The sequence below is a fragment of the Sphingopyxis sp. BE259 genome, from assembly GCF_031457495.1.
Taxonomy (GTDB): domain Bacteria; phylum Pseudomonadota; class Alphaproteobacteria; order Sphingomonadales; family Sphingomonadaceae; genus Sphingopyxis.
Map to the genome: position 1 here is coordinate 578,902 of NZ_JAVDWM010000001.1, position 24,478 is coordinate 603,379.

The window sequence follows — 24,478 nt, forward strand, 5'->3', positions numbered from 1 at the left end:
ACCAATTTTTGCTAGGGCGAAGCGCATGGATTCCATGGTCGAAACCGCCGCTCCGGGCACTCAAGATGCGTCGGGGGCGCCGTCCTCGGTCCGCACGACGCGCCCGCGGTCGGCGGTCAGCGCCGGGGTCGGCATCGTCGGCTTGGCGGGGCTGGTCGGATATTTGCTGCTCGCGCGTTACGCGCCCGACATCGCCGTCTTCCTTGGCATTGATTGGGGCACACGCGGGCCGATGAACGGTCCGAACTCGGCGATCGCCAGCGTGCTCGCGTGCGGCATTCCGATGGTGCTGTGGTCGGTTTTCGTCGACAAGGTGCACCGCAACCCATCGACCGGGATCGATTGGGCGCTGCGGCGGCCGTGGCGCGAGACGATCGACATCAGCCTGACCAAGCTCGCCGGATTATGGGCGACGTGGGGGCTGATCACGCTGATTTACGCGACGATGCGCTATTATTGGACGGGCAATTACGCCTTTTCGATGGATTTGCTCGAACGGGTGGCGCCTTGGCTGTTGCTGGTATCGGTGCCCTATATGCTGTGGCTCGATCGCCGGATGATCGAACCGCGCGACGGCTGTTATCAATTCGGTCGCTGGCTGATCGCGCCCGGGCAGCCGGTCGATGGCCGCGCGATCGGCCATCATCTGCGCGCCTGGGCGGTGAAGGGGTTTTTCACCGCCTTCATGCTGTCGATCGTGCCGGGCAATTTCTCGGCGCTGGTCACCGTGCCGATGACCGAGGTGCTCGCCAACCCTTATATGACGGGGCTGTGGGCGCTGAACTTTCTCTATCTGATCGACGTCCATATCGCGACGGTTGGCTATATCCTGACCTTGAAGCCGCTCGACGCGCATATCCGCACCGCCAACCCCTATGGCATGGCGTGGGTTGCGGCGCTGGTTTGCTACCCGCCCTTCATCCTGATGAGCGGCGGCCCCCTCGACTATCAGGTTCACGGCGCCGATTGGGGGCATTGGCTGGCCGGGAATGAGACGCTGCTGATCGTCTGGGCGGTCGTGCTGGCGCTGCTGACTGCGATTTACAGCTGGGCAACGATGGCGTTCGGCATCCGCTTTTCAAACCTGACCCACCGCGGCATCATCACCCACGGCCCTTACGCCTTCACCCGCCACCCGGCCTATGTGTCGAAGAATCTGAGCTGGTGGGTCGGTGCGCTGCCCTTCCTCGCGGTCAGCGGCGGCTGGGTCGAGGGCGCGCGCAACGTCGTGCTGCTCGCATTGGTGAGCGGGGTCTATTATTGGCGCGCCAAGACCGAGGAGAAGCATCTCCTCGCCGATCCCGCCTATGTCGCTTACTGGAACTGGGCGCAGGCGAATGCGCTGATGCCACGCCTGTTTGCGCGGGTGACGGGGCGTCAGCGCCCGCTCATCCGCCTTGAACCCGACGAACGCGTCGGCCCGGTCGCTTAGTCCGGCAGCGCGGCGGCGGCGCTCGCGTCCGCGGCGCGGCGCGCCTGCAACTCGGCGTATCCGTCGGCGATGATGCGCCATGCGCGGTCGCAACGGCGCTGGTCGGAGCGCAGGTCGCTGCTGCAAATTGCTTCGAGCCGCTGCAACACCCATTTGCGTTCGTCGGCGCGGGTGCGCGGATAAACGCTGGCGGCATTGCCAAAGGCGTTGGCGCCGATGCTGGCGGCCGAATTGACGTCCGTGGCCATGGCAGGGGTCGTCCCGGACAGCAGAGCCACGGCGATCAGGCTAAGGGTCAAACGCGACATCATCGACTCCTACATGGTTGCAGAGCAATGATATCATAGAAATATTTGGAAACAAGCACCGGTCCGCGCGGCGAGAAACGCCGCGCGGATTGGTCGTCGTTCAGAATTTATAGCCCGCCTCGATGCCCCAGATGCGGGGTTCGTTGACGAAGCCGGTCAGGTTGTTGAAATCGATCGCGCCGACCGCCGATACATCCTTGGTGATGTTGCGGACAAAGGCGGCGATGTCATAGCGATCGGTCTTGTACCCGACCCGCAGGCCGCCTTCGAGCATATGATCGTCGTTGAACTCGGCCGATTCATACAGGAAGAAATTGACTTTTGACCGGTACGCCCAGTCGGTGAAGACATAGACTTCGCCATCGCCCATCGGCACGCCGTAACCCGCGGTCCAGTTAAGCGACCATTTGGGCGCCTGCGGCAGCTGGTTGCCGTCGATCGAATAGATGCCCGGCGAGCCGGGGCGCACCGGATCGGTGACGGTGCAGCCGCCGCCGCAACCGGTGATGAAGGCGTTGGGATCGTCGATCTTGGCGTTGTTGTAGCTGATCCCCGCGGTCACCGTCATATTATCGACCGGGCGCGCGTCGAGCTCGGCCTCGAAGCCATAGCCGTGGACATTGTCGACGTTGATCAGGCGCGCCGCGTTACTGGCGCCGCCGACCGCGGTCAGCTGCGCGTTTTTGAGGTCATAGACGAAGCCCGACAGGTTGAAGCGGACGCGGCGGTTGAATTCGGTCTTGATGCCCGCCTCATACGACATGATCGTTTCGCTGTCGGCGGTGCTGATCGCATCCTGCACGGTCGTGAACACGAACAATGCGCGGCCCTGGATGCTCGGCGCGCGATAGCCCTTGGCGACGCGGGCGTAGAGGTTGATGTTGTCCGACGCTTCGTAGCGCGCCGACAGGTCCCAGGTCAGATTTTCGTCATCGACGCTGGCGCTGCCCGAGCCGATGGCGCCGAAAAAGCCAGTGCGGTTCACCACCATGTCGCGCTTGTCATTGTTGTAGCGCGCCCCGGCGGTCAGCTTGAACTGATCGGTGACCGGCACGGTGACCGACCCGAACACGCCCCATGCGCGCGATTCCTGACGCTGGAGCGCAACGACGCTGGGGGTGGTGTCGGTCGGATTGTCATAGTTGATCGACCCGATGTCGATGTCTTCGTTGAAATAGAAGACGCCGGCCTGATAATCGATCGCGCCGCCGTTCGACGCGATGCGGATTTCCTGGCTGAACTGGTCGAGGCTGGGCACCTGATCCTGCGACTGGGCCGGGAAGGGGATGATGCCTGGACCCGAATTCGGCAGGAACGCCGCGCCAAAGCCGCCGTCGATGTCGCCGCGGCTGTCGTAATTGCCGTTCCAGTAAGCGGTGACCGAGGTGAGGGTGACCGGACCAAGGTCGTAATCCATCGTCGCGGCGGCGTTATACAGTTCCAGCTTCTGGTAATTGATCCCGTCGGTGCGCACGACATTGCGGTCGAAATCGACCGGCGCGGCGGGGGTCTGACCGGGGTTCTGGACGCCGGGGTAGAAGATCAGGTCATTGCTGCCGGGGCGGAAAATGTTGGCGCGGAACACCCGCGCGGTGCCGTCGAAATTGCGGTATTGGCCGGTCAGGCGCAGCTTGAACGCGTCGCTGGGTTCGAACTGGATCTGGCCGCGGATCGCGACGTCTTCATAACCTTCCAGGTCGTTCTCGTCCGGGGTCGCGAGATTATCGACCCAGTCGCTGCGCCGCTGGTACATTGCCGACAGGCGCGCCGATACGGTGTCGGACAGATGGCCGCCCGCCGCACCTTCGATATTGATCGAATCGAAGCGGCCATAGCTGCCCTTGATATAGCCGCCATCGCGGTCGGGGCGGACGCTGTCGAACTTGACGATGCCGGCGGGGGTGTTGCGGCCGAACAGCGTGCCCTGCGGTCCGCGCAGCACTTCGACCCGGTCGATGTCGAAGATCGGAAAGCCCTTCAGGATCGGGTTTTCGAGCACGACATCGTCATAGACCAGGCTGACCGGCTGCGACGCGTTGAGGTCGAAATCGGTGTTGCCGAGGCCGCGGATGTAAAAGCGCGGAAAGGTGCGGCCGAACGAGCTTTCGATGTTGAGACTGGGGACGCGGCCGGCGAGCGCGCGAATGTCGCCGCCGCCCGAATTGATCGCGTCGAGCTTGGCGCCGCTGACGACATCGACCGAAACCGGGATGTCTTGCAGATTTTCCTCGCGGCGCTGCGCGGTGACGATGATTTCGCCGAGCGCGCCGTCATCTGCTGCGGGGGCGGCAGGGGCATCCTGCGCGGCGGCCGGGACGGCCCAGGTGGCCGACGCGAGAACAAGGGCGATAGCGGTGGTAGAAGGAAAATGGCGCATGGCGAGCTTCCTGAAACAGAGGGAATGATGGGAGAGGCGAAAAACCGCGCCCCCTTTGGCTTCGTGGACGTGTGCGATCAATCGCGGATGCGCGCCCCGCTGACGTTCGTGTCAGCAGTGTTGCGGATTTGCTGCACTTTGGGGTGGCGTGTGGTGGCGGCTAGCGACCGATTGCGGACGTTCCGCATTTCTTGACTTCGTCATCCCCGCGAAAGCGGGGACCCAGAGCGTGCGTCGGCGGGCCTGTCCCTGGGTTCCCGCTTTCGCGGGAATGACGAGGGTGGGGAATAGCAGCTCCCCACCCCAAAACTGACGTCGCGCTAAAAGCTCAGCTCGTCGTAGATTTTCGACAGGTCGCCGCCCCACGGGCCTTCGTAGCGGTCCATCAGGTCGTGCGCCGGGGATTTGCCGCTTTTGGCGATGCGGCGCAGCGGTTCGAGGAAACCGACTTCATTGTCGCCCATCGAATTGACTTCGCCGCGCGCCGCGAGGCCCGCCGCCGCGATGTCGAGCACCCGGTGCGCGAGGTCGCCGACGGTGCCGCCGCCCGGCGCCGGAGCGTCGAGCCCTTCGCTCGGCACCGCATCGCGCAGGATCTGCTGCTCCTCGATGCTCCAGCCCTTGACCAGATCCCACGCCGCATCGAGCGCGCCCTGGTCGTAGAGCAGGCCGACCCACAGCGCGGGCAGCGCGCAGATGCGGTTCCACGGGCCGCCGTCGGCGCCGCGCATTTCAAGAAAGCTCTTCAGCCGCACTTCGGGGAAGGCAGTCGACAGATGGTCGTTCCAGTCGCTGAGGCGCGGTTTTTCGCCGGGCAGAACCGACAGTTCGCCGTTCAGGAAATCGCGGAAGCTGAGGCCTGCGGCGTCGATATATTTGCCGTCGCGAAAGACGAAATACATCGGCACGTCGAGCATATAGTCGACATAGCGTTCGTAACCGAAGCCGTCCTCGAACACGAAGGGCAGCATGCCCGTCCGGGCCGGGTCGGTGTCGGTCCAGATATGGCTGCGGTACGACATGAAGCCGTTGGGCTTGCCCTCGGTGAAAGGTGACGAGGCAAACAGCGCGGTGGCGAGCGGTTGCAGCGCGAGGCTGACCCGGAATTTCTGGACCATGTCGGCCTCGGACGAATAGTCGAGGTTGGTCTGGATCGTGCAGGTGCGCAGCATCATGTCGAGCCCCATCGTGCCGACGCGCGGCATATGATCGAGCATGATCTTGTAACGGCCCTTGGGCATGATCGGCAGCTCGGCGCGGGTCTTGTCGGGCCACATGCCGACCCCCAGGAAACCGAGCCCGAGTTCGGCGCCGACCTCTTTCACCTGTTTGAGGTGACGGCCGGTCTCGGCACAGGTCTGGTGGAGATTTTCGAGCGGTGCGCCCGATAGTTCGAGCTGGCCGGCGGGTTCGAGGCTGACGGTGCCGTCGCTGCCAGCGAGCGCAATCACCTTGCCGCCCTCGATCACCGGTTCCCAGCCAAAGCGCGTCAGCGCCATCAACAGATCGTGGATGCCGCCGGGCTCGTCATAGCTCGGGGCGCGATGATCGGCGGTGCGATAGACAAATTTTTCATGCTCGGTCCCGATCCGCCAGCGGTCCTTGGGCTTCTCGCCCTGGATCATCGGGGTAGCCAGTTCGTCGCGATGTTCGACGATGGGATCGTTGCTGTCCGAAGCGGTGCGCGTGCTCATATCGCGCATTTAGACTGTTCAGTATAGAATGCAATCAGCTGTTGAATCAGGGCCGGAATCCGCCCCTATTCGACCAGTCCGCGCAGGTTGATCGTAAAGCTCGATCCTGCCGCCATCGGGCCTTTGGGCCGAATTCGGACATGGGTGACGGCGGCATCGACGCCATTGACATCGGCGGTCGGCACATAAGTCCAGCTGGCACCGCCATTGCTGGAAAATTCCAGATCATCGGTGGTGCTGGCGAGGCTGGCGAAGCTGTAGGTCAGACCGCTGGCGCCTGCGGCAAAGGCGATCGGCCCTGATCCGGGCGCGTAAGTGCCGACGAACAGGCTGAGGTTTGCGGGCAGCGCGTCGGTGACGACGACACTGTTGTTGGTCGGGCTGGTGCTGGCGGGGGCGGTGACGGTCAAGCTGTAATTGGCAAAGGCGCCGGGGATCAGCTTTGGATTGACCGTGCCGTTCACCGGGTCGCTGAAAGCGGCCGATGTCTTGGCGATCGCCAGCGGCACGACATAGCTGTTGGTGAAGGTGCAGACGATCGCGGTGTCGGCAGGATTGACCGTCAGCAAATTGCCGGCGAGCGCGGTGCCGTTGCCGGTGCAGGCGAGCGCCTGGCTGTAATTGGCGCCGTTGCCCACGGTGAACGTCTCACCGAGCGCCGCAGTTTCGGCGGCATAGACGGTCACTGCCGCGTTGGTGTCGGTTTCGTTCGCGCTGTTGGCGACCGACGCCAGGCTGGCGTTGTTGATCAGGCCGCTGGTCGCGACGGTCACCGCGTTGGTCGTCACCGCATTGACCCAGGTCTTGCGCACAACCAGCGTCGCCGACCGGCGGCTGTTGGTCCAGGTGCAGGTGAGCGACGTTCCCGATGGCATGACGACGGTGCGGCTGAGGCCGCTGCCGCCGGTGGCGACGACGACATTGTCGCTGTTACGGCGACATTCGATGCTGCTGTTATAGTTCGCCGCGGCGCCAGTCGTATAGGCTTCGGTCAGCGTCAGGGTGCTACCGGGGATCGCGACCGCGGTCGCGTTGGTCGCGCCGCCGCCGACGGTCGAAGTGCCCGCGCTGGCCCCGAAACCGCCGCTGATCGCCAAACTGACCGCGTCTCCGACGATGCCGGTGACCCAGTTTTTGGTCAGTACCACCGGCGAGTCATTGTCGGTGATCGTGTAAGTGCTGGCGGTGCGTGCCGCGCCGCCGCAGCTCGACGTGCTCGACACGGTGTAGCCGGTGCCGGGGTTCAGCGCGATCTGGATCGTCTCGCTGCCCTCGTTCGCGGTATCGTCGACAATCTGGATACCCAGCGGGACGGCGGCGTTCTGATACGTCCCGGCGGGGATGGTGACGGTGAAGGTCGCGCCGCCGCCGGGGGTCGTGTAGTCGGTGCCGCGCACCGCTGTACCGCCGGTGATGCTGACATTGACCGTCCGCGCGGTGAACAATGTCCCGTTGACGGTCAGCGTCGGCAGGTTCGCGGTCGCAAGCGATTCAACGCCCGATGCCGACGCCGTTGATAGCTCGATAAAGGGGTTGAGCGTAATCCGGATGTCGTCGAGGAAATTGCCCAGGCTGCCCGCGTCGCTAGTCACGAACTGGACCCGCTGGATGCCGGAGGCGCCGGTGTAGGTCGTCGACCCGCTATTGACGTTCCAGACATTGTTGATTGCCGACGATTGTGTCGCCAGGGCCTGGATCAAGGTGCCGCCGCTGCTGGCGATCTGGAATCGCGCGGTCTGGGTCGTTGGCCCCCCGGCGCGGGCGCGATGGGCAAAGGTCCAGCCGATCGATTCGCCGTTCACCATGCAGATGTTCTGATACAGCGCGCCCGGTACATTGGCGTTCATTTCGGCAAAGACCGCTCCGGCATAAGCGGGGACGCTCTGAAAATTCGTGTCCCACAACTCGATCTCGCCGGATGCCGAGTCCCAGCCGATGACCGAGCCGTTGGGATAAATCTGGTAGTTGGCGGCGCCCGGTCCCTGCGGGTCGTTCGATTCGAAACTGGGGTTGACGATGACGCGCTGCGCCATCGCTTGCGGTGTCGCAGCGAGCATCGCAATGGCGGCCAGCAGCGCGCACGGCCTGATCGAGAATCCATGCCGGATCAATTTACGATGACGTCGAAAACGACCGCCAAGGCGGTTCCGGGGGCGAGCGTCGGAGCGGTCGCGGCGACCGCGGTGCCGGTGATCGAGGCGCCGAACGGGTCGCTTTCGTCGGCGCCGCTGGCATTGTCGTCCTCGACCGTTGCCGCCCCCGCGCAGCTCGTGCCGCTGCGCAGCGATCCGGGGATGAAGGTTGTCGTCACGGGCAGCGCGTCGGCGACGTTGATTGCGGTCGCGGTGCCGCTGCCGTTATTGGTGACGAGGATGCAATAACGCATCGTCGCGCCGGGGATCGCCTTGGGATCGGTGCTGCCATTGGTCGGATCGCTGACGACGCTACTGGTTTTGGCGATCGTCAGGTTGGTCGTTGGGCGGCAAAAGGTCACGTCGTGGATCGCGATCGCCTGTTGCCCCGGATTGGTCGGCGCCAGGCTGTGGTTGCCATATTCGACGACGATCGTGTCGACGGGCGCGTTAAAAGTCACCACGACATTGCCGTTCGCGCTCGTGTCGGCGGAGGTGCCGTCGCCATAGGCGCTGTTGCCAATGACATAGTTGCTCACCCCGTTGGTCAACAGGGGCGTGACCGGAGCTCCGTTGAAGCTGCCAGTGACGGTCACGCGGTCGGCGAATTGCCCCGCGGCATAGTCGATATCGAACAGCCGGAACTGCGCCCCCGGCACCGCGGTCGGCAATGTAAAGGTGCTGGCGACGCTGCCCGCCTGGCTGGTCATGTCGACGATCTCGAAAATCGAAAATTGCGCTGGCGAGAACCCGCCGGTGACGACATTTTGCCGGGTCGGCGACTGGCCGCCATAGGTGGCGTTGTTCAGGAACGTCCCGCCGCTGATCCCGATATTGAAATTCATCGTGCCGATTGCGGCCAGCGGATAACTGCCGCTGGTCGTCCCCGCGGCCCAGGTGACGCCGTCCCAGTCGTGCACGGTCGAACCGACCGGGCAGACGAGCGTCGGCGGCGTGCCCGCGACGCGCGTGCCCGCGACGGTGAAACTGGCGGTGTCATAATCATCCTCGCCCGCGGCGCCATTGCCGGGGGTCGAATCGAAATCGAACGCCGACGAGGCGCTGACTTCGGCGATATTGGCGATCGTCGCGCCCGCACTCGCGGTGACGGTGCCGCTGATCGTCAGGGTGCGGGTGGTGCCGGGCGGGATGCTGCCGACGGTCCAGACCCCGGTCGTGCTGTTGTAACTGCCGAAACCCGACGCGCCGGTGAAGGCGAAGCCCGCGGGCAGTGTGTCCTGCACCGTCACGCCGGTCGCGGTCAGCGCCGATCCGCTGGCGTTGGTGACGCTGAGCACATAGTTGATGCTGGCGCCGGTCGCGGGCGCGGCATTGCTCACCGATTTGGTCAGCGACAGGTCGGCCGACGGCGCGGCGGGCACTGTCGTCAACGTCAGATCGGCGCGGGTGAAATTGCCCGTGTCGCCGTTCAGCGAGTCGCAGATCGTCAGTTGCCATGTCCCCGCCGAACCCTGGCCGTTCAACGCCGCGAGCGGTGTTTCGGGTGAGAAGGTGCGCTGATAGGGCGGCGCGGCGGCGGTGGTATCGTTGGCCGTATGGGTGGTGATGCTGGTCGCGGCGCTATCGTCGAACAGCACGTTCAGATTGTCGGCGCCGGTGCCGACGTTGGTGATCAGATTGACCACCGCGCCGCTCGGCGCCACCAGCGTGGCGCGAATATCACCGCGATAGCTGTGTGCGAACTGGACCCCAATATTGACGTCGGTAATCTGGGCATTGGCGGCGACGGTGAAATTGCGGACTAGCGGCGTCGCGCACGGCGTTGCGGTCTCGCTGATCGCGCCGGTGGTCGTGTTGCTGTAGGTGGTGGTCGTCTGCGCCGCGGCCGGATTGGCGGCGAGCGCCAGCGCCAGCCAGACGAGCATCCATAGAGCTCGTGCAGACTGCAAACGCTGGCCCCCACGCCAGCGGTCTCGGCTCTGGTCCTGCCGTTGCATCGCGCCGCTATGCCCGCGCATAGCTAATATGCGGTTAAAATCGGGGGCTTGGCGCAAAAACTGTCCGGGAACGGAACAGCTTTGCGCGTTCAGGCAGCCGTCGTCCAGTCGCCATGCTGTGCCATCCACAGGCTGGTCGCCGCGATCGCGGCGGTTTCGGCGCGCAGGATGCGCGGGCCGAGCGTGATCCGGCGCACGGCGGGGCTGGCGACCAAAATGTCGCGCTCGCGCGCGGTAAAGCCGCCCTCGGGGCCGACGAGGATCGCGGCCGGAGCGGGGGTATTGAGGGTGAACAGTGGCGCGCCGCCCGCTTCGTCGGCAAACAACAGGGTGCGATCGGCAGGCCATTCGGCGAGCAATTGCGCCAATTTGGCGGGCTCGGCCAGCGCCGGCAGCGCGGTGCGCCCGCATTGCTCGCACGCTTCGACGATTTGCGCCTCCAGCCGCTCGCGTTTGACGCGCTCGACGATCGTGCGTTCGGTAATGACCGGTTGCAGCCGCGCGACCCCGAGTTCGGTGGCTTTTTCGATGATCCAGTCGAGCCGGGCTTTTTTGACCGGCGCAAAGCACAGCCACAGATCGGGCACCCGCTCGATCGGGCGGGTCTGGCGCTCGACGTGCAGCGTCAGCGATCGTCGGCCCGCCTCGGCAACGCTGGCCAGCCATTCGCCGCTGCGATTGTCGAACAGCAGGATTGGCGCCCCGGCTTTCAACCGCATGACGTTGAGCAGATAATGGGCGGCGGCGCTATCGACCGCCACCGCCGCATCGCTGGCGAGCGGCGTATCGATGAACAGGCGTGGGGTGCTGGCGGGCGGCCAGGCAGGAGTCGCAGGCATGGTGCGCGCGATAGCAGACGCCGGGATTTTGCGCATCTGCCGCGTGCGACAGGCCGATCTGTCCCGATTCGGGTCAGAATCGGCGGTTGCCGCGGGGATCGCGGGGGGAGCGATTAGGGGTTTGGTAAGCAGTTCGGCCCTAGTGGAACGATGCCAGCCACGCATCTGTAGTGGGCCGCGTGTCTGGACCAAGAGGGGTTTGACCATGCGAGGGACCGTATTCACCCGGCTGCGGCAGGGCAGCAACAGGCTAGCGCGCGACAAGCGCGGCAACGCCATGTTCCTGACCGCGGCGGCGATCCTGCCGGTCATCGGGCTGCTGGGATCGGGCATCGACATCGGGCGCGCCTATATGGCGCAGTTGCGCCTGCAACAGGCGTGCGACGCCGGCGTGCTCGCCGGGCGCCGCGCCATGGCCGGCGGCACCTATACTGCGGCGGCGCAGACCGAAGCCACCAAGATGTTCAACTTCAACTTCGGCGCCACCACCTATGGCAGCAGCGCGGTGACCTTCGCCTCGCAGGCCGACGGCACGTCGAACGTGAAGGGAACCGCCACCGCCACGCTGCCCACCGCGCTGATGCAGATTTTCAACTATCAGAAATTCGATCTCGCGGTGAATTGCACCGCCAAGCTGGAAATTTCCAACGCCGACGTGATGATGGTGCTCGATGTCACCGGGTCGATGGCCCAGACCAACTCGGGCGACTCGGTCAATCGCATTACGGCGCTGAAATCGGCGACGATGGACTTTTTCGACACGCTGACCACCGCGGATGTCGGCGATGGCCGCCTGCGGTTCGGGGTCGTGCCATACAGCTCGACCGCCAATGTCGGCAGCATCCTGTACGCCAAGGATCCGTCGTGGCTGTCGGACAATGTGTTGCTGCCGTCGCGCACGCCGGTGTTCAAGGTGACCTGGGGCAATGCGACCAGCGAGCAGTCGGAGGAATATTCCGACGGCAACACGACCTATGGCAGTTATTCGAACGTCAGCACGGTCAACGGCCAGGACAGCGCCTCCTGCGGCGATCTGGAGCCGCCCGCCGATACGTCGCCGACTCCCAGCGGTTCGCCCAATTCGAACCAGACCGCGCAATATGTCGACGGCAATGGCAATCGCATCACGACATACGACACCAACCAGACCTATACCTATTATAACTATCGTTACCGCTGGTCGAATGACCGGTGCCGTTTGCAGCGCCGCGTTGCGACCTTCACGCGCACCTACACGACGACAGTGACCGAAACGCCGACGCAGACGTTCGACAATAAATATACCTATCAGGACCGGTTCTTCGACGTCAGCCAGGCCAAGGGGGGATCGGCGATCGAGACCGACACCGGCGATTCGGGTGCGACCGTGTCGAACACGTGGGGCGGCTGCGTCATGGAACGCGCAACCGAACCGTTCGCGGCCAACCAGACGGCCCCCGCGGACGCCTATGACATGGACGTCGACAGCGCCCCGACCGGCGACGACGATACCAAGTGGAAGGTGCTGATTCCGCAGATCGCCTTTCCGCGGGCGAGCAGCCCGGGCGGCACGCCATCGACGACGGGATCGGTCACGGTCAACAGCAGCAGCGTATCGAGCAATAGCAGCACCAACGGCAGTTGGCAGAATTATTCGCGTTACTGGTCGAACGGCTGGGGTGTGTGTCCGGTCGCGGCGATGAAGCTGACGACGCAGACGGCGGCCGATCGATCGACCTTCAACAGCTATGTCCAGTCGCTCCAGCCGGTCGGCGGTACCTATCATGACGCGGGCATGGTGTGGGGCGTGCGCCTGCTGTCGCCCGACGGCATGTTTGCCGACGAAAACGCGACGGCCCCGAACAACCGGCCGATCAGCCGTCACATCGTTTTCATGACCGACGGCGAAATGGCGCCCAATATGGGCAATCTGTCGTTCCAGGGCTATGAGTGGCTGATGAAGCGCGTCGGCGGCACCAGCGACAGTGCGTTGACGAGCCGTCACAACAACCGCTTCCTGCAGCTCTGCCAGAAGGCGAAGGCAAAGAACATCACCGTGTGGGTGGTGGGCTTTGGCGTGGCGCTGAACACCGAGCTCAACGCCTGCGCGAGCCCGGGCAAAGCCTATCAGGCGAACAATGCCGCCCAGCTCAACGAAAACTTCCAGGCAATCGCCCGGCAGATTTCCAAACTGCGGTTGTCGCAATGACGCGGCGGCCTTTCCTGCACCGGCTGCGCCGCAACGAACGAGGCAATTCGGTCGTCGAATTTGCGCTGACCGCGCCATTGTTCCTGATCATCCTGCTCGGCATTCTCGATTTTTCGTGGCAATATTATGCGAAACTCGAGTTGCAGGGGGTGGTCAACGCCGCGGCGCGCGCCGCGACGCTGGAGGGCAATGCGCTCAGCCAGACAGCGCTCGACAATGAAGTGCGTCGCAAGGTGCTGAACGTCTTTCCCCGCGGCGAAGTCACTTTTGTGCGCAAGGCGTATGACAGTTACAGCGAAGTGGGCGATCCCGAAGCGTTTACCGATGGCAATGCCAACGGACGCTATGACAGCGGCGAATGTTTCGAGGACGTCAACGGCAACAGCAGCTGGGATGCCGATCGCGGCCAGACCGGCAACGGCGGCGCCGAAGACATTGTCCGCTATACCGCTTCGCTGAAGATGACGCGGGTGATCCCGATCTGGAAATTTCTGGGGCAGTCGGAGGAGAGCACGCTCGTTGCCACCACCGTGCTGCGTAACCAGCCTTATAATGCTGCGACATCGACGAAACAGGTGATCTGCTCATGATCGATCTTTTGCAACGGACCCGGGCGCGGGTAGCCCGGCGGGCTCAGGCTGCCGCGCATCTGGCGCGCGATGTCAGCGCGGTGGTCATGATCGAAGTGGCCTTTTGCGTCCCCATCCTGGCGATGATCGGCTTTGGCGGGATCGAATATGCCAATCTGCTGCTGACCGGGACGCGCGTGAACCAGATCGGCCTGGGCGCGGCTGACAATGCCGCGCGTATCGCCTTTGGCAGCAATTTGGCGCAGCCGAGCGTCCGCGAGGTCGACATCAACGAGGTTTTTGCCGGGGTCGAAGAACAGGCGAAGGGGATGAACTTCAAGGCCAATGGCCGTGTCATCCTGTCAAGCGTCGAACGCAATCCCGACGGCGGGCAGTGGATTCACTGGCAGCGCTGTTATGGCGATTTGCCGGTCGCGTCCGCCTATGGCCCGCAAGGCACTGGTGCCACGGGAACCGGCTTTGCCGGGATCGGTGTCAATGCCTCCGCCGGTACCGCGATCATGCTGGTCGAAGTGACCTATGATTATAAATCGCTGGTCTGGGGCAAATGGTTTCAGACCAAGCGGATGCGGGAAACCGCTGCCTTCCTCATTCGCGAGGGACGTAATCTGCAGGGCGAAAATAACACCGGGATATTCAACCCGGCGCCGGCGGCGACACCGTCGCTCTGCACTTGATCACGCGGCGCCCCGTTCAATAACCGTTTATCACCGGCGCGGCGGCTGCTAAAGGCGCCGCTGCCGATGACCGCCACCCATCCTCCCGACAGCCAGCTGCGTGGTTTTGTGGGGCTTTTGCCCGCCGCGGTGCGGCCCTATGCGCTGCTCGCGCGGTTCGACCGCCCAATCGGCTGGTGGCTGTTGTTTTGGCCCTGCGCCTTTGGCCTTGCCCTGGGCGGCGGGGCGGTCAGCCATTGGCCATTGTTCCTGTGGCTGCTGCTCGGCGCGATCGCGATGCGCGGCGCGGGCTGTGTGTATAACGACATCGTCGATCGTGATCTGGACGCCAAGGTCGCGCGCACCGCGTCGCGGCCCGTCGCGAGCGGTGCGGTGTCGGTCCGCAACGCGGCGCTTTGGGCGATCCTGCTGGCGCTGGTCGGATTGCTCGTGCTGCTCCAATTGCCGTTGCCCGCGCAGATCGTTGCGCTCGCCAGCCTGATCCTGGTCGCGGGTTATCCGTTCATGAAACGCATCACCTGGTGGCCGCAGGCGTGGCTGGGACTGGTGTTCAGCTGGGGCGCGCTGGTCGCCTGGGTGGCGGTCGGCGGCGGCGAGGGGATGGCGCTGCCATTGCTTTATGCCGGGTGCATTGCGTGGGTGATCGCGTATGACACGATCTATGCGCTTCAGGATATCGAGGATGATATGCTGATCGGTGTGAAATCGAGCGCGCGCGCGATGGGCAGCCAAGTGCGCGGCGGGGTTGCGTTTTGCTATATGTTTGCGCTCGCTTGCTGGGGCGGTGCGCTGTGGGCGGTACGTCCCGATCCGGTGGTGCTGATCGCGCTGCTGCCCGCAGCGCTGCACTTTACCGGTCAGGTCGTGACGCTCGATCCCAAAAATGGCGACGATGCGCTCGCCAAGTTCCGCAGCAACCGCTTTGCCGGTTTGCTGGTCTTTGCGGCGATGCTGGTGGTCGGGACGGCGCCCTGAGCCGCTCAGTTGTCGGCGCGGCGGCTGACGATCTTGAGCGTTTTCGGGTCGAGTTTCAGATCATATTCGCGGCCATTGGCGGCGCGAGCATCGTCGACTTCCCAGCGGCCATCGTCGAATTCAATTTCTTCCCAGAAAACATATCCCGCAGACTTCAGAACCTTTTCGATCGCCGCGCGTTCCGACGGCGTCGGCGGACGATCGTTAGCAAGGGCGGGTGCCGTCAAGATCAGGCTGGCTGGTAAGGCCAGCGCGAAAAGCAGTTTTGTCATGGGTATCTCCGCTGGGGTTCGGAAAATTTACGCATGACCGGGCAGCGAGTTCCATGGTCGGCTATTCCGCCGCGAGCAGTTCCTCCGCCGCTCCCAGATCGACCGACACGAGACGGCTGACCCCCTTTTCGATCATGGTGACGCCAAACAGCCGATGCATGCGCGCCATCGTTACCGCATTGTGGGTGACGATCAGATAGCGGGTGTTGGTTTCGCGCGTCATGCGGTCGAGCAGGTCGCAGAAGCGTTCGATATTGGCGTCGTCGAGCGGTGCATCGACTTCGTCGAGAACGCAGATCGGCGCGGGGTTGGTCAAGAACAGGCCGAATATCAGCGCGACCGCAGTCAGCGCCTGCTCGCCGCCAGACAGCAGGGTCAGCGTGCCGAGCCGTTTGCCCGGCGGCTGCGCCATGATCTCCAGCCCCGCCTCCAGCGGATCGTCCGAATCGACGAGTTCGAGATGCGCCTGACCGCCGTCGAACAGGGTGGTAAACAGCCGCTGGAAATGGCCGTTCACCGTCTCGAACGCCGCGAGCAGGCGGACGCGGCCTTCCCGGTTCAAATTACCGATCGACCCGCGCAGCCGGTGGACAGCCTGCGTCAGTTCCTCGATCTCGGCGGCGCTTCTTTCGCGTTCGGTGTCGAGTTCGACCAGTTCGTCGGCGGCGACCAAGTTCACCGGCCCCAGCCGTTCGCGGTCGCCGATCAGCCGGTCGTGCTGCGCCGATTCGGCTCCGGCATCACGGACGCTCTCGCCGTCGAACCCGGCCTTTTGCGGCAGCAGCGGCGGTGGACATTCGAAGCGTTCGCCCGACAGGCGGCCCATTTCGATCCGCCTGAGCTCGGCATTTTCGGAGCGCGCGATCGCCCCGGCGCGGGTTTCGCGTGCCGCGGCGACGCGCTCGCGAATGGCATTCAGCGCGGTTTCGGCTTCGCGCAGCGCCGCCTCGGCGGCGCGCTCCTGTGCTTCGGCCGCGGTGACCTTGTCGCGTAGTGCCGCCTGCTGCGCTTCCGCCTCGCCGCGCTGTTCGGCGAGTTTGGCGGGGACGTCGGCGAGCTTGGCGGCCTCTGCGGCCAGCGTGTCGGCGCGCTTGTCCATCTCGGTGACGCGGCGTGCGGCCTCGCCCGCGCGGGCTTTCCAGCTTTTGATTTCGGCGCTCACGACCGCTTGCCGCTCGCTGAGCCCCGCGAGCGCGCGTTCGTGCGCGGTGAGGGCGTCGCGGGCGCTGTTGGCGTCGCTTCGCGCCCGCTCGGCCACCTGCTCCTCGGCGTCGAGCGCGGCGCGGGCGATGCTGTCGTCGGGAAGCGCGGTGAGCGCGGCTTCCTGCGTTGCCAGCGCCTCGGCCGCTTCCCTAGCCGCGTCGGCGATTTCGGCGAGGCGGCGGTCGAACAGCGACGCAGCGTCGCGGTGCCGATCGAGCGCGGCCTGCGCTTGATCGGCGGCGCGCAGCGCGGTGCGGCGCGTCTCGTCGGCCTGCGCCAGGGCTTTGCGCGCGGTGGCGGCGGCCTCGGTCAGGTCGGCGGCTCTGGCGGCAGCAACGTCGCGGCGGTCGCGCAGTTCCTGCACCCCCAGTTCGACCTGCGGGCGCTGCGCCGCCAGTGCGTCGACTCGGTTCTGGCGTTGCAGGCGCTCGGTCGCGGTGGCGCCATCGCCGCGTGCGACAAAGCCGTCCCAGCGGCGCATGATCCCATCGGTGGTGACCAGCCGCTGGCCGACCCGAAGTGGCTGTCCGCTATCGGTATCGGCGACGGCAACCTGGGCCAAACGGCGGGCAAGGGCAGCGGGTGCCGTGACAAATGCGGCGAGTGGCTGGGAGCTTTCGGGTAACGTGGGGTCGTCCGATAGCAGCTCAGCGCCGCCCCAGCTTCGCGCGGCATCCGCATCGGTCCCGGCGTCGAGATCGTCACCCAGCGCGGCAGCAAGCGCGGCTTCATAACCCGGCGCGACGCGCAGCCGATCGAGGATGCGGTCGTCGTCGCGGCGTCCCGCGGCCAGCGCGCGTTCGAGCGTCGCCGCCTCGCCATCCAGCGCCGCCAGCGCGGTACGCGCTTCGGCAAGCCCCGCTTCGGCCCCGGCGAGTTCGGCGGCGGTCGCTTCACGATCCGCCTCGGCATTTTGCAGCGCGGTTTCGGCGGCGGCGATGGCGGTTTCGGCGGCTTCGGTTGCCTGCAAGCTCTCGCTGTGGGTCGCCGCCAGCGCAGCGCTGTCGCCCAGTGCGGCGATGTCGGCATCGACGCGCGCTTTGTCGCTGGCGATGCGCCGCACGGCCGCCGCGGCGCTGTCGAGCGCCGACACTGCGATCCGCCGGTCCGCGGCTTCGCTGGCAGCTTTGGCCCGCGCCTGTGCCAGCGCAACTTCGGCGTCGCGCAGCCGGGCTTGCGCGGCGAGATTGGCTTCGGCGAGTGCCGCCTTGCCCGTGTCATGCCCGGCGATGTCGTGCGTCAGCGTCTTGCTCTCGGCGTCGAGTGCGGTCAGCGCGCCATGCGCCTCGCGCGCGAGTTCGCCTTCGTGCGCGCGGTCGTCGGCAATGCGCCGCTGCTGCGCCGCCAGATCTTCGAGGCGTTGACGCGCGGCGCGCTCCTCGCCCTGCAGGCGGACCTGCGTTGCAGTCGCCTCGGCCAGTGCGTCGCGCTGCGCCTGCGCGTCGTGCCGCGCAGTGGCGACCCGCGTCGCGACCTCGGTCTGGGCGGCGGAGACGGTTTCCAGCTCGTGCTGCGCCGTCTTGACCGCCGCCTCGGCGGCATCGCTGTCGCGGCGCGCCTGATCGGCGGCGGCAGCAGCATCGCGCCAGCGCGCATAGATCAGCCGTGCCTCGGCAATTCGGATGTCGTCGCTCAGCTTCTTGTATTTCTCGGCGGCGCGCGCCTGCCGCCGCAGCGCATTGGCGCGCACTTCCATGTCGGCGGTGATTTCGGACAGCCGGGTCAGGTTGGTTTCGGTCGCGCGCAATTTCTGTTCGGCGTCCTTGCGGCGGACATGCAGTCCGGCAATCCCGGCGGCTTCTTCCAGCATCGCACGGCGGTCGGTTGGCTTGGCTGCGATGACGTTGGCGATCTTGCCCTGGCTGACCAGCGCCGGGCTGTGCGCGCCGGTCGCGGCGTCGGCAAAGATCAGCGCGACGTCCTTGGCGCGGACATCGCGGCCGTTGGCGCGGTAAGCGCTGCCTGCGCCGCGTTCGATCCGCCGGATCACCTCCAGATCGTCGCCGTCCTCGCCGTCCGACAAGCCCGCGACGAGCGCGCCCTCGGTATCGCAATGCAGCGCGACCTCGGCAAAGTCGCGCGCCGGGCGCGACGCGGTCCCGGCAAAGATGACATCCTCCATGCCGCCGCCGCGCATCGATTTGGGGCTGGATTCGCCCATCACCCAACGGATCGCCTCAAGCAGGTTCGACTTGCCGCAGCCATTGGGTCCGACGACGCCGGTTAGTCCGGGCTCGATGCGCAGTTCGGTGGGTTCGACGAAGGATTTGAAACCGGTCAGGCGCAGGCGTTTTATCTGCACAGGGCCACCCCGTGCAGGTTATCGAATCGCGGATGTTGCAACGCTGCTGTCACATATCCCCCTGCCAGCCGTCATGCCGCGCGGGCGGGGGAGTCGCAAGGCCTCTCATTCCATCGCCCCCGCCTTCGCGGGGGCGACGGTCTTTCCCTCAACCGACGGTCAGCGGGCGCCCATCGTGCGCAGGCGGTCGCGCAGCGGGCCCCAGCCGTTAATGCCTTCGGCAACCTGACCGTTGATGACGAAGGATGGCGTGCTGTTGATTTGATGTTTCTCGACCGCGTTATTGGTGCCCTTTTCGATCGCCGAGACATTGTCGACCTTGCTCAGGCACGCCTGGATCGTCGCGGCGGGAACGCCGCGCTGCTGGTAGAATTGATCGATGCCCCAGCCTTTGGCGAGCGCGGTGAACCGTTGTTCGGGGGGCAGCTGCATCGCCGCCTCGATCCCCGGCTGCGGCTTTTGCGCCCCGGCGATGAACGCTTCATGTTCCAGGAAGGTCGCATCGGCGAGTGGGAAGAAGCGGTCGGGGCCGGTGCATTTGACGATCGCCCCGGCGATGGCATCGACCGGATGCAGCATGAACGGGGTCAGCTTGTAGGAAACGCGGCCGGTATCGACGAAATCGCGCTTCAGCTCTTCGTGCGAATCCTTGGTGAACTGGGCGCAGTGGCCGCAGGTGAAGGCACCGAATTCCTCGAGTTTGATCGGCGCATCGGGATTGCCCATCACGACGCCATCGCCGTCGATGCTGACGACCTGTGACCAGCTTTTGCCCGCGGGCGCGGCAACCTTGGCCACGGCGGCCTGTTCCTTGGCCGGGTCGTCGGCGCCGCCGCCGCAACCAGCGAGCGCGAGCGCGCCAAGCGAAGACAAAAGGGCGATACGAAGCGATGCGGTCATGGTGCGATATTCTCCGAAAAATCAAGTTTGGGGGGGCTTTTACGATCCCTTGATCGCTTGGTCGAGTTTCGATTTGAGAGGGAGCCACGCGGTGACCGCCGCGTTGCGGCCGTTGATGAAAAAGCTGGGGGTGCCCGCGACGCGGTCGGCACCCCGGGCGATGTTGGTCATGCCGGTCAGCTCGGCCTGCGCCACCTCGCTGTCGAGCGCGGCGTCGAGCTGTGCCTGGGTGTAGCCGCGCGCGCGCATCAGCGCGGCGAGCCCGGTATCGGCGGCGATCTTGCGCGCGCGCTCGCCCGTCGTGCCCTCGAACCAGCTGGTCTTTTGGGCGTCGCTGGCCTTCGTCACCTTGGCCATCCAGGTTGGGAACGCCAGGAAGATCGCTTGATGATTGCGCGCGAACGCAGTCGCGCCGCCGCAGCGCGCGAGCAGCGCCGCGGTCATGTCGACCGGGTCGCGCACCAGGTTGCGATACTCGAACAACACCAGCCCGCGGTCGATATATTGGGTCTTGAGCGGCGCTGCCCCCAGCTTCGCAAAATCGGCGCAGACGTGGCAGGTGTAGCTGAAATATTCGACCAGCCGGACCTTGGCTGCGGGGTTGCCGACGACATGGGCGCCGATCGGACTGGTGGTCACGGTCGCCGACCATGGTTTGGGTTTTGCAGGCGTTGCGGCGATCAGGGTCAGCGCGGCACTCGACAGCGCCAGCACCGCGGTGCGGCGATCAAGAATGGGGTCGTCAAAAGCGGACATGGTCGGCAGGGCTTTCTTCAACTGATCCGGGGCAGTTTGGGCGCGGCGGCCAGTCCCGACGCCATGCGTTCGAGCACGGTACGCAGTTCCGGGTCGCCGATATCGCGCAAACTGTCGCCCAGTTCCGCGGGTATGGGTTTCAGCATTGCCGCGGGCTGAACGGGCGCTGCGGGGGTAACATGGCCGTGGGTCATGCGGACCTGGGCCACGGCGGCATAGCCGAAGAAGCGGTTCACCGCGGCGATGATATCGGGGGTGACGTGTTGGAGCATCGGGGCGTGCGCGCCGCTGATCGTCAGGTGCAACGTGCCGCCCGCCTTGGCGCCGACCGGAAAGCGGATCATCGCGGGCTGGGTCACGTCGGCCAGCCGGTCGCCGACGATCTCGCGCCAGCGGCTGACCACCGAGCTTTGGATGAAGCCGAATTTGCGAAAGGCGGCGCGGCCGATTTCGGGGACAAGGTCGGAGATGGCGCGCGCTTCGCCGCCGCGCGGGCGTTCATAGGCGCGCACCGGCGCTTTGGCGGGCTGTTTGGCCGCACCCTTCGCCTTGGCCTTTTTGGCCCGGCCATCCTCGCCAGCGTCTTTCGTCATCCCGGGTGCCATGCCATAGGCGGGGGGTGAGCGTCCAGACTTCCGACAGCGTTGGCGACATCGCAAGCGACTTCGCCGCGCGTCTGCTGATATGGTACGACAGCGCCGCCCGAGTGCTGCCGTGGCGGATCGCGCCGGGCAGCGACGCGGTGCCGGATCCCTATCGAATCTGGCTGGCCGAGGTGATGTTGCAACAGACGACGGTTGCGGCGGTCGCAGGCTATTTTGCGCGGTTTACCCAGCGCTGGCCGACGGTTGCCGATCTGGCGGCGGCGGACGACGCCGATGTGATGGCCGCCTGGGCCGGGCTGGGCTATTATGCCCGCGCGCGCAACTTGCTCGCCTGCGCGCGGGCCGTGGTCGCGAATCTCGGCGGACGCTTTCCCGATAGCGAGGCGGCTTTGCGCGCGCTGCCCGGCATCGGCGACTATACTGCGGCGTCGGTGGCGGCGATCGCCTTTGGCCGCCCGGCGGCGGTCATCGACGCCAATGTCGAACGGGTGATCGCGCGCCACCGCCTGATCGAAACTCCGCTGCCACTCGCAAAGCGCGAAATTCGGAATGTTTTGACACCGCTGGTGCCGCAGGATCGACCAGGCGATTTTGCACAGGCGCTGATGGATCTCGGTGCGACGATCTGTACCCCGCGCGCCCCTACCTGCATGATCTGCCCGCTAGCCGCAGACTGCCGCGCGCGCGGTCGGCCCGACATCGCACGCCTGCCGGTCAAGCCGCCAAAGAAAGCCAAGCCGCATCGGCATGGGGTGGCGCACTGGATCGAACGCGATGCGCGGATCTGGCTGGTTCGACGTCCCGACAAGGGGATGCTGGGCGGGATGCGCGCACTGCCCGGCGGCGACTGGAGTGAGGCGCCTCCCACCGAGTCGGGCATCGCTCAGGTCGATCATGGTTTTACCCATTTCGACCTGACGCTGCATTTGGTGCGCCGCGAAGCACCTCCCGAAACCGACGATGCCGCAGCGGAAGGCAGATGGTGGCCGATCTCGGACCTTGACGCGGCGGGACTGCCGACGCTCTATCGCAAGCTGGTGGGTAAGATGCTGGAGAAAAACGCATGAACATGATGGTTTCGCGCCGGACGCTGCTCGGCGGACTGGCGCTGGGCGGCGGCGCTGCGCTGCTGCCACGCGCCGCCTTCGCGTTCAAGGAAAGCGGCGCACAACTTTATCCCGCGACCCATGCCTTCATCAAAGGTTTCGTCGACCGCCGCGAACTGGCCGGTGCGCTCGCCGCGATCGGCAAGGGACAGGACGCGGCCGAATTTTTCGGCGCCGGGGTGCAGTCGAACGATTCGCCGACGCCGGTCGGTCCCGACACGCTGTGGCGTCTCTATTCGATGACCAAGCCGGTCACCGGGATCGCCGCGATGCTGCTGATCGAAGACGGCAAGATGAAACTCGACCAGCCGATCGCCGATTTCCTGCCCGCTTTTGCCAAAATGCAGGTGCAGAATACGCCCGATGGGTCGATCACCGACCTGCGCCCGGCGAAAACGCCGATCACGGTGCGCCACCTGCTCACCCACACCGCCGGGCTTGGCTATAACATCATGCAAAAGGGTCCGATCAAAAAGGCCTATGACGACGCCGGCATCGTCGGCGGTCAGGCCAGCCGGTTGCCGATTCCGGGTTTCGCGGCGGTCACCGCCGCACCCAGCCTGGCGGTAATGGCCGACCGGCTGGCAGCACTGCCGCTGGTTTATGAGCCGGGGACCAAATGGAGCTATTCGATCAGCCTCGATTTGCTGGGCCGGGTGATCGAAGTCGTTTCGGGGCAGCCGTTCGATGCGTTCCTGAAAGCGCGGCTGTTCGATCCGCTGGGCATGACGAGCACCGGCTTCATGGTTGCGGCGAAGGATGTCGGGCGCTTTACCACCAACTATGCGCCCTATGGCGGAGCGCTGATCCCCTTCGATCCGGCGACCAGCTCGATCTATCTCGACCCGCCACCCTATCCGTTCGGCGGCGGCGGGCTGGTGTCGAGCGCGCGCGATTACGACCGCTTCCTTGCGATGCTGCTTGGCGAAGGCGCCACCGGCGGCAAACGGGTGATGAAGGTCGAGACGGCCCGGCTGGCGATGTCGAACCTGCTGACCGACAGCATCGACCGCAAGGGGACGTTCGTCGATGGCGAGGGTTTTGGTGCGGGCGGCCGCGTGTCGTTGCCGACGTCGCGGGGCGGCGAAGGTATTTTCGGTTGGGCGGGCGCCGCGGGCACGATCGGCTTCGTCCACCGCGGTCTCGGCTATCGCGCCGCGGGCTATGCGCAATATATGCCCTCGAACGCGCTGCCGTTTCAGGAAAAGTTCGGCGAGACCTTTTTCAAGGATGTCATCGCCTGATGCCCCTGCCGCTGGGCTTTACCGGAGCGTGGCTCGACCGTGCCGATCATCTGCGTAACGATGCCGCAGGCTTCGCCGCCGCGGTTGCCGACCCCCGCGCGCGGTGTCTGGCGCTCGACGGGATCGATTTTGTGCCCGGAGAGAGCGGCGGGTTGTTGTGGGAGATGCTCGATCCCGCCGACGACCGCGCGCTGCTGCTGCTCGGCCTCGACGAGGCCGGGCTCCCGCATTTCGTTCGCGAAGCGGCGGCCGGAGTGCGGATCGACGCGCGTTCGCGGACGGTGATGCGGTTGCTGCCGCTTCTCTCTGGAGAAGAGGCGGCGCTTTATGGCGGCGCGCGCAGCTTGGTCGACTGGCACGCGCGGCATCGTTTCTGTGCGGTGTGCGGGGCGCCGACCGGCGTGTTCCGCGCCGGTTGGGGGCGGCGCTGCGGCGGCTGCAACGCCGAACATTTCCCGCGGGTCGATCCCGTCGTCATCATGCTCGCCGAATGCGACGGACGAGTGCTGGTCGGGCGGCAGGGCGGCTTTCCGCCGGGCTTTTTCTCGGCGCTGGCGGGGTTCGTCGAACCCGGCGAATCGCTGGAGGAAGCGGTAGCGCGCGAATTGTTCGAGGAAGCGGGCATCCGCGTGGCGGACGTGAGCTATGTGGCGAGCCAGCCATGGCCATTTCCGTCATCGCTGATGATCGGGTGCCGCGCGGTCACGACTGATCCGGCGTTGACCCTCGATACCACCGAGATCGAGGCGGCGATGTGGGTCGACAAGGCCGAAGTGCGCGCCGCGCTGGCGGGCGACATGGGCGCGCCGTTCATGGCGCCGCCGCCACTGGCGATCGCGCGCTATTTGCTGGAGGATTGGGCGGGCTGAGATTCGGGCGGCTCGACAAATAAGGCCGTTCGCCCTGAGGAGCCATTGAGC

19 protein-coding genes are annotated in these 24,478 nt (G+C 65.4%); 8 read left to right on the plus strand and 11 right to left on the minus strand.

Going from position 1 to position 24,478, the window contains the following annotated elements; genetic code table 11:
- The first annotated feature begins 25 nt into the window (after positions 1 to 25).
- On the plus strand, positions 26 to 1,432 hold the full coding sequence (locus J2X44_RS02845) for an isoprenylcysteine carboxylmethyltransferase family protein (RefSeq protein WP_310087761.1): 1,407 nt from the start codon (positions 26 to 28) through the stop codon (positions 1,430 to 1,432).
- Here J2X44_RS02845 and J2X44_RS02850 read toward each other — a convergent pair.
- The 6 genes from J2X44_RS02850 to J2X44_RS02875 form a co-directional block, all read right to left on the minus strand.
- Positions 1,429 to 1,740, minus strand: a complete 312-nt coding sequence (locus tag J2X44_RS02850; protein ID WP_310087763.1) for a hypothetical protein — start codon at positions 1,738 to 1,740, stop codon at positions 1,429 to 1,431. The two genes, J2X44_RS02845 and J2X44_RS02850, sit on opposite strands and share 4 nt — an antisense overlap.
- Before the next feature lie 100 nt (positions 1,741 to 1,840).
- Positions 1,841 to 4,117 (minus strand): TonB-dependent receptor domain-containing protein, encoded by a 2,277-nt coding sequence (locus tag J2X44_RS02855; RefSeq protein ID WP_310087765.1) that lies wholly within the window; start codon positions 4,115 to 4,117, stop codon positions 1,841 to 1,843.
- A gap of 320 nt (positions 4,118 to 4,437) precedes the next feature.
- Complete coding sequence (locus J2X44_RS02860) at positions 4,438 to 5,811, minus strand: glutamate--cysteine ligase (RefSeq protein WP_310087766.1); 1,374 nt, start codon at positions 5,809 to 5,811, stop codon at positions 4,438 to 4,440.
- 65 nt (positions 5,812 to 5,876) lie between these two features.
- The gene (locus J2X44_RS02865; RefSeq protein ID WP_310087767.1) at positions 5,877 to 7,922 is read right to left on the minus strand and encodes a hypothetical protein; all 2,046 of its coding nucleotides are present in this window, start codon (positions 7,920 to 7,922) and stop codon (positions 5,877 to 5,879) included.
- Positions 7,919 to 9,829, minus strand: a complete 1,911-nt coding sequence (locus J2X44_RS02870; protein ID WP_310087769.1) for a proprotein convertase P-domain-containing protein — start codon at positions 9,827 to 9,829, stop codon at positions 7,919 to 7,921. Before J2X44_RS02870 ends, J2X44_RS02865 begins: the two co-directional genes overlap by 4 nt.
- Positions 9,830 to 9,990: 161 nt before the next feature.
- Positions 9,991 to 10,740, minus strand: coding sequence for a 16S rRNA (uracil(1498)-N(3))-methyltransferase (locus J2X44_RS02875; protein WP_310087770.1), 750 nt, complete (start codon positions 10,738 to 10,740; stop codon positions 9,991 to 9,993).
- A gap of 205 nt (positions 10,741 to 10,945) precedes the next feature.
- Between J2X44_RS02875 and J2X44_RS02880 the strand changes: the two genes are divergently transcribed.
- The 4 genes from J2X44_RS02880 (at position 10,946) to ubiA (ending at position 15,170) form a co-directional block, all read left to right on the plus strand.
- On the plus strand, positions 10,946 to 12,928 hold the full coding sequence (locus tag J2X44_RS02880; RefSeq protein WP_310087773.1) for a pilus assembly protein: 1,983 nt from the start codon (positions 10,946 to 10,948) through the stop codon (positions 12,926 to 12,928).
- On the plus strand, positions 12,925 to 13,518 hold the full coding sequence (locus J2X44_RS02885) for a pilus assembly protein (protein ID WP_310087774.1): 594 nt from the start codon (positions 12,925 to 12,927) through the stop codon (positions 13,516 to 13,518). Before J2X44_RS02880 ends, J2X44_RS02885 begins: the two co-directional genes overlap by 4 nt.
- Entirely contained in the window at positions 13,515 to 14,195 is a 681-nt protein-coding gene (locus J2X44_RS02890) for a pilus assembly protein (RefSeq protein WP_310087775.1), read from the plus strand. Before J2X44_RS02885 ends, J2X44_RS02890 begins: the two co-directional genes overlap by 4 nt.
- 66 nt (positions 14,196 to 14,261) lie before the next feature.
- Complete coding sequence (ubiA, locus tag J2X44_RS02895; protein WP_310087777.1) at positions 14,262 to 15,170, plus strand: 4-hydroxybenzoate octaprenyltransferase; 909 nt, start codon at positions 14,262 to 14,264, stop codon at positions 15,168 to 15,170.
- A 5-nt stretch (positions 15,171 to 15,175) separates the two neighbouring features.
- Here ubiA and J2X44_RS02900 read toward each other — a convergent pair whose 3' ends face one another.
- The 5 genes from J2X44_RS02900 to J2X44_RS02920 all read right to left on the minus strand — a co-directional run bounded on the left by J2X44_RS02900 (position 15,176) and on the right by J2X44_RS02920 (position 21,196).
- Complete coding sequence (locus tag J2X44_RS02900; RefSeq protein WP_310087778.1) at positions 15,176 to 15,442, minus strand: PepSY domain-containing protein; 267 nt, start codon at positions 15,440 to 15,442, stop codon at positions 15,176 to 15,178.
- Between the two features lie 61 nt (positions 15,443 to 15,503).
- Complete coding sequence (gene smc / locus J2X44_RS02905) at positions 15,504 to 18,947, minus strand: chromosome segregation protein SMC (protein ID WP_310087780.1); 3,444 nt, start codon at positions 18,945 to 18,947, stop codon at positions 15,504 to 15,506.
- A 159-nt stretch (positions 18,948 to 19,106) separates the two neighbouring features.
- Positions 19,107 to 19,847, minus strand: a complete 741-nt coding sequence (locus J2X44_RS02910; protein ID WP_310087782.1) for a thioredoxin domain-containing protein — start codon at positions 19,845 to 19,847, stop codon at positions 19,107 to 19,109.
- Positions 19,848 to 19,886: 39 nt separating this feature from the next.
- Complete coding sequence (locus J2X44_RS02915) at positions 19,887 to 20,603, minus strand: thioredoxin domain-containing protein (RefSeq protein WP_310087783.1); 717 nt, start codon at positions 20,601 to 20,603, stop codon at positions 19,887 to 19,889.
- Positions 20,604 to 20,620: 17 nt separating this feature from the next.
- Positions 20,621 to 21,196, minus strand: a complete 576-nt coding sequence (locus tag J2X44_RS02920) for a DciA family protein (RefSeq protein ID WP_310087785.1) — start codon at positions 21,194 to 21,196, stop codon at positions 20,621 to 20,623.
- Positions 21,197 to 21,222: 26 nt separating this feature from the next.
- On the opposite strand from J2X44_RS02920, the gene J2X44_RS02925 reads away from it, so the two are divergent.
- The 3 genes from J2X44_RS02925 to nudC are packed head-to-tail and all read left to right on the plus strand — an operon-like array spanning position 21,223 to position 24,427.
- Positions 21,223 to 22,275, plus strand: coding sequence for an A/G-specific adenine glycosylase (locus tag J2X44_RS02925; RefSeq protein WP_310087786.1), 1,053 nt, complete (start codon positions 21,223 to 21,225; stop codon positions 22,273 to 22,275).
- The gene (locus tag J2X44_RS02930) at positions 22,272 to 23,558 is read left to right on the plus strand and encodes a serine hydrolase domain-containing protein (RefSeq protein ID WP_310087788.1); all 1,287 of its coding nucleotides are present in this window, start codon (positions 22,272 to 22,274) and stop codon (positions 23,556 to 23,558) included. Before J2X44_RS02925 ends, J2X44_RS02930 begins: the two co-directional genes overlap by 4 nt.
- Complete coding sequence (gene nudC, locus J2X44_RS02935; RefSeq protein WP_310087789.1) at positions 23,558 to 24,427, plus strand: NAD(+) diphosphatase; 870 nt, start codon at positions 23,558 to 23,560, stop codon at positions 24,425 to 24,427. Before J2X44_RS02930 ends, nudC begins: the two co-directional genes overlap by 1 nt.
- Positions 24,428 to 24,478 lie beyond the last annotated feature (51 nt).

What these genes read in the sequence shown, in the direction of transcription:
- J2X44_RS02845 (WP_310087761.1), top strand. Translation starts at nt 26, where the DNA reads ATGGATTCCATGGTCGAAACCGCCGCTCCGGGCACTCAAGATGCGTCG.
- J2X44_RS02850 (WP_310087763.1), bottom strand. Translation starts at nt 1,740, where the DNA reads ATGTCGCGTTTGACCCTTAGCCTGATCGCCGTGGCTCTGCTGTCCGGG.
- J2X44_RS02855 (WP_310087765.1), bottom strand. Translation starts at nt 4,117, where the DNA reads ATGCGCCATTTTCCTTCTACCACCGCTATCGCCCTTGTTCTCGCGTCG.
- J2X44_RS02860 (WP_310087766.1), bottom strand. Translation starts at nt 5,811, where the DNA reads ATGAGCACGCGCACCGCTTCGGACAGCAACGATCCCATCGTCGAACAT.
- J2X44_RS02870 (WP_310087769.1), bottom strand. Translation starts at nt 9,829, where the DNA reads ATGCTCGTCTGGCTGGCGCTGGCGCTCGCCGCCAATCCGGCCGCGGCG.
- J2X44_RS02875 (WP_310087770.1), bottom strand. Translation starts at nt 10,740, where the DNA reads ATGCCTGCGACTCCTGCCTGGCCGCCCGCCAGCACCCCACGCCTGTTC.
- J2X44_RS02880 (WP_310087773.1), top strand. Translation starts at nt 10,946, where the DNA reads ATGCGAGGGACCGTATTCACCCGGCTGCGGCAGGGCAGCAACAGGCTA.
- J2X44_RS02885 (WP_310087774.1), top strand. Translation starts at nt 12,925, where the DNA reads ATGACGCGGCGGCCTTTCCTGCACCGGCTGCGCCGCAACGAACGAGGC.
- J2X44_RS02890 (WP_310087775.1), top strand. Translation starts at nt 13,515, where the DNA reads ATGATCGATCTTTTGCAACGGACCCGGGCGCGGGTAGCCCGGCGGGCT.
- ubiA (WP_310087777.1), top strand. Translation starts at nt 14,262, where the DNA reads ATGACCGCCACCCATCCTCCCGACAGCCAGCTGCGTGGTTTTGTGGGG.
- J2X44_RS02900 (WP_310087778.1), bottom strand. Translation starts at nt 15,442, where the DNA reads ATGACAAAACTGCTTTTCGCGCTGGCCTTACCAGCCAGCCTGATCTTG.
- J2X44_RS02910 (WP_310087782.1), bottom strand. Translation starts at nt 19,847, where the DNA reads ATGACCGCATCGCTTCGTATCGCCCTTTTGTCTTCGCTTGGCGCGCTC.
- J2X44_RS02915 (WP_310087783.1), bottom strand. Translation starts at nt 20,603, where the DNA reads ATGTCCGCTTTTGACGACCCCATTCTTGATCGCCGCACCGCGGTGCTG.
- J2X44_RS02920 (WP_310087785.1), bottom strand. Translation starts at nt 21,196, where the DNA reads ATGACGAAAGACGCTGGCGAGGATGGCCGGGCCAAAAAGGCCAAGGCG.
- J2X44_RS02930 (WP_310087788.1), top strand. Translation starts at nt 22,272, where the DNA reads ATGAACATGATGGTTTCGCGCCGGACGCTGCTCGGCGGACTGGCGCTG.
- nudC (WP_310087789.1), top strand. Translation starts at nt 23,558, where the DNA reads ATGCCCCTGCCGCTGGGCTTTACCGGAGCGTGGCTCGACCGTGCCGAT.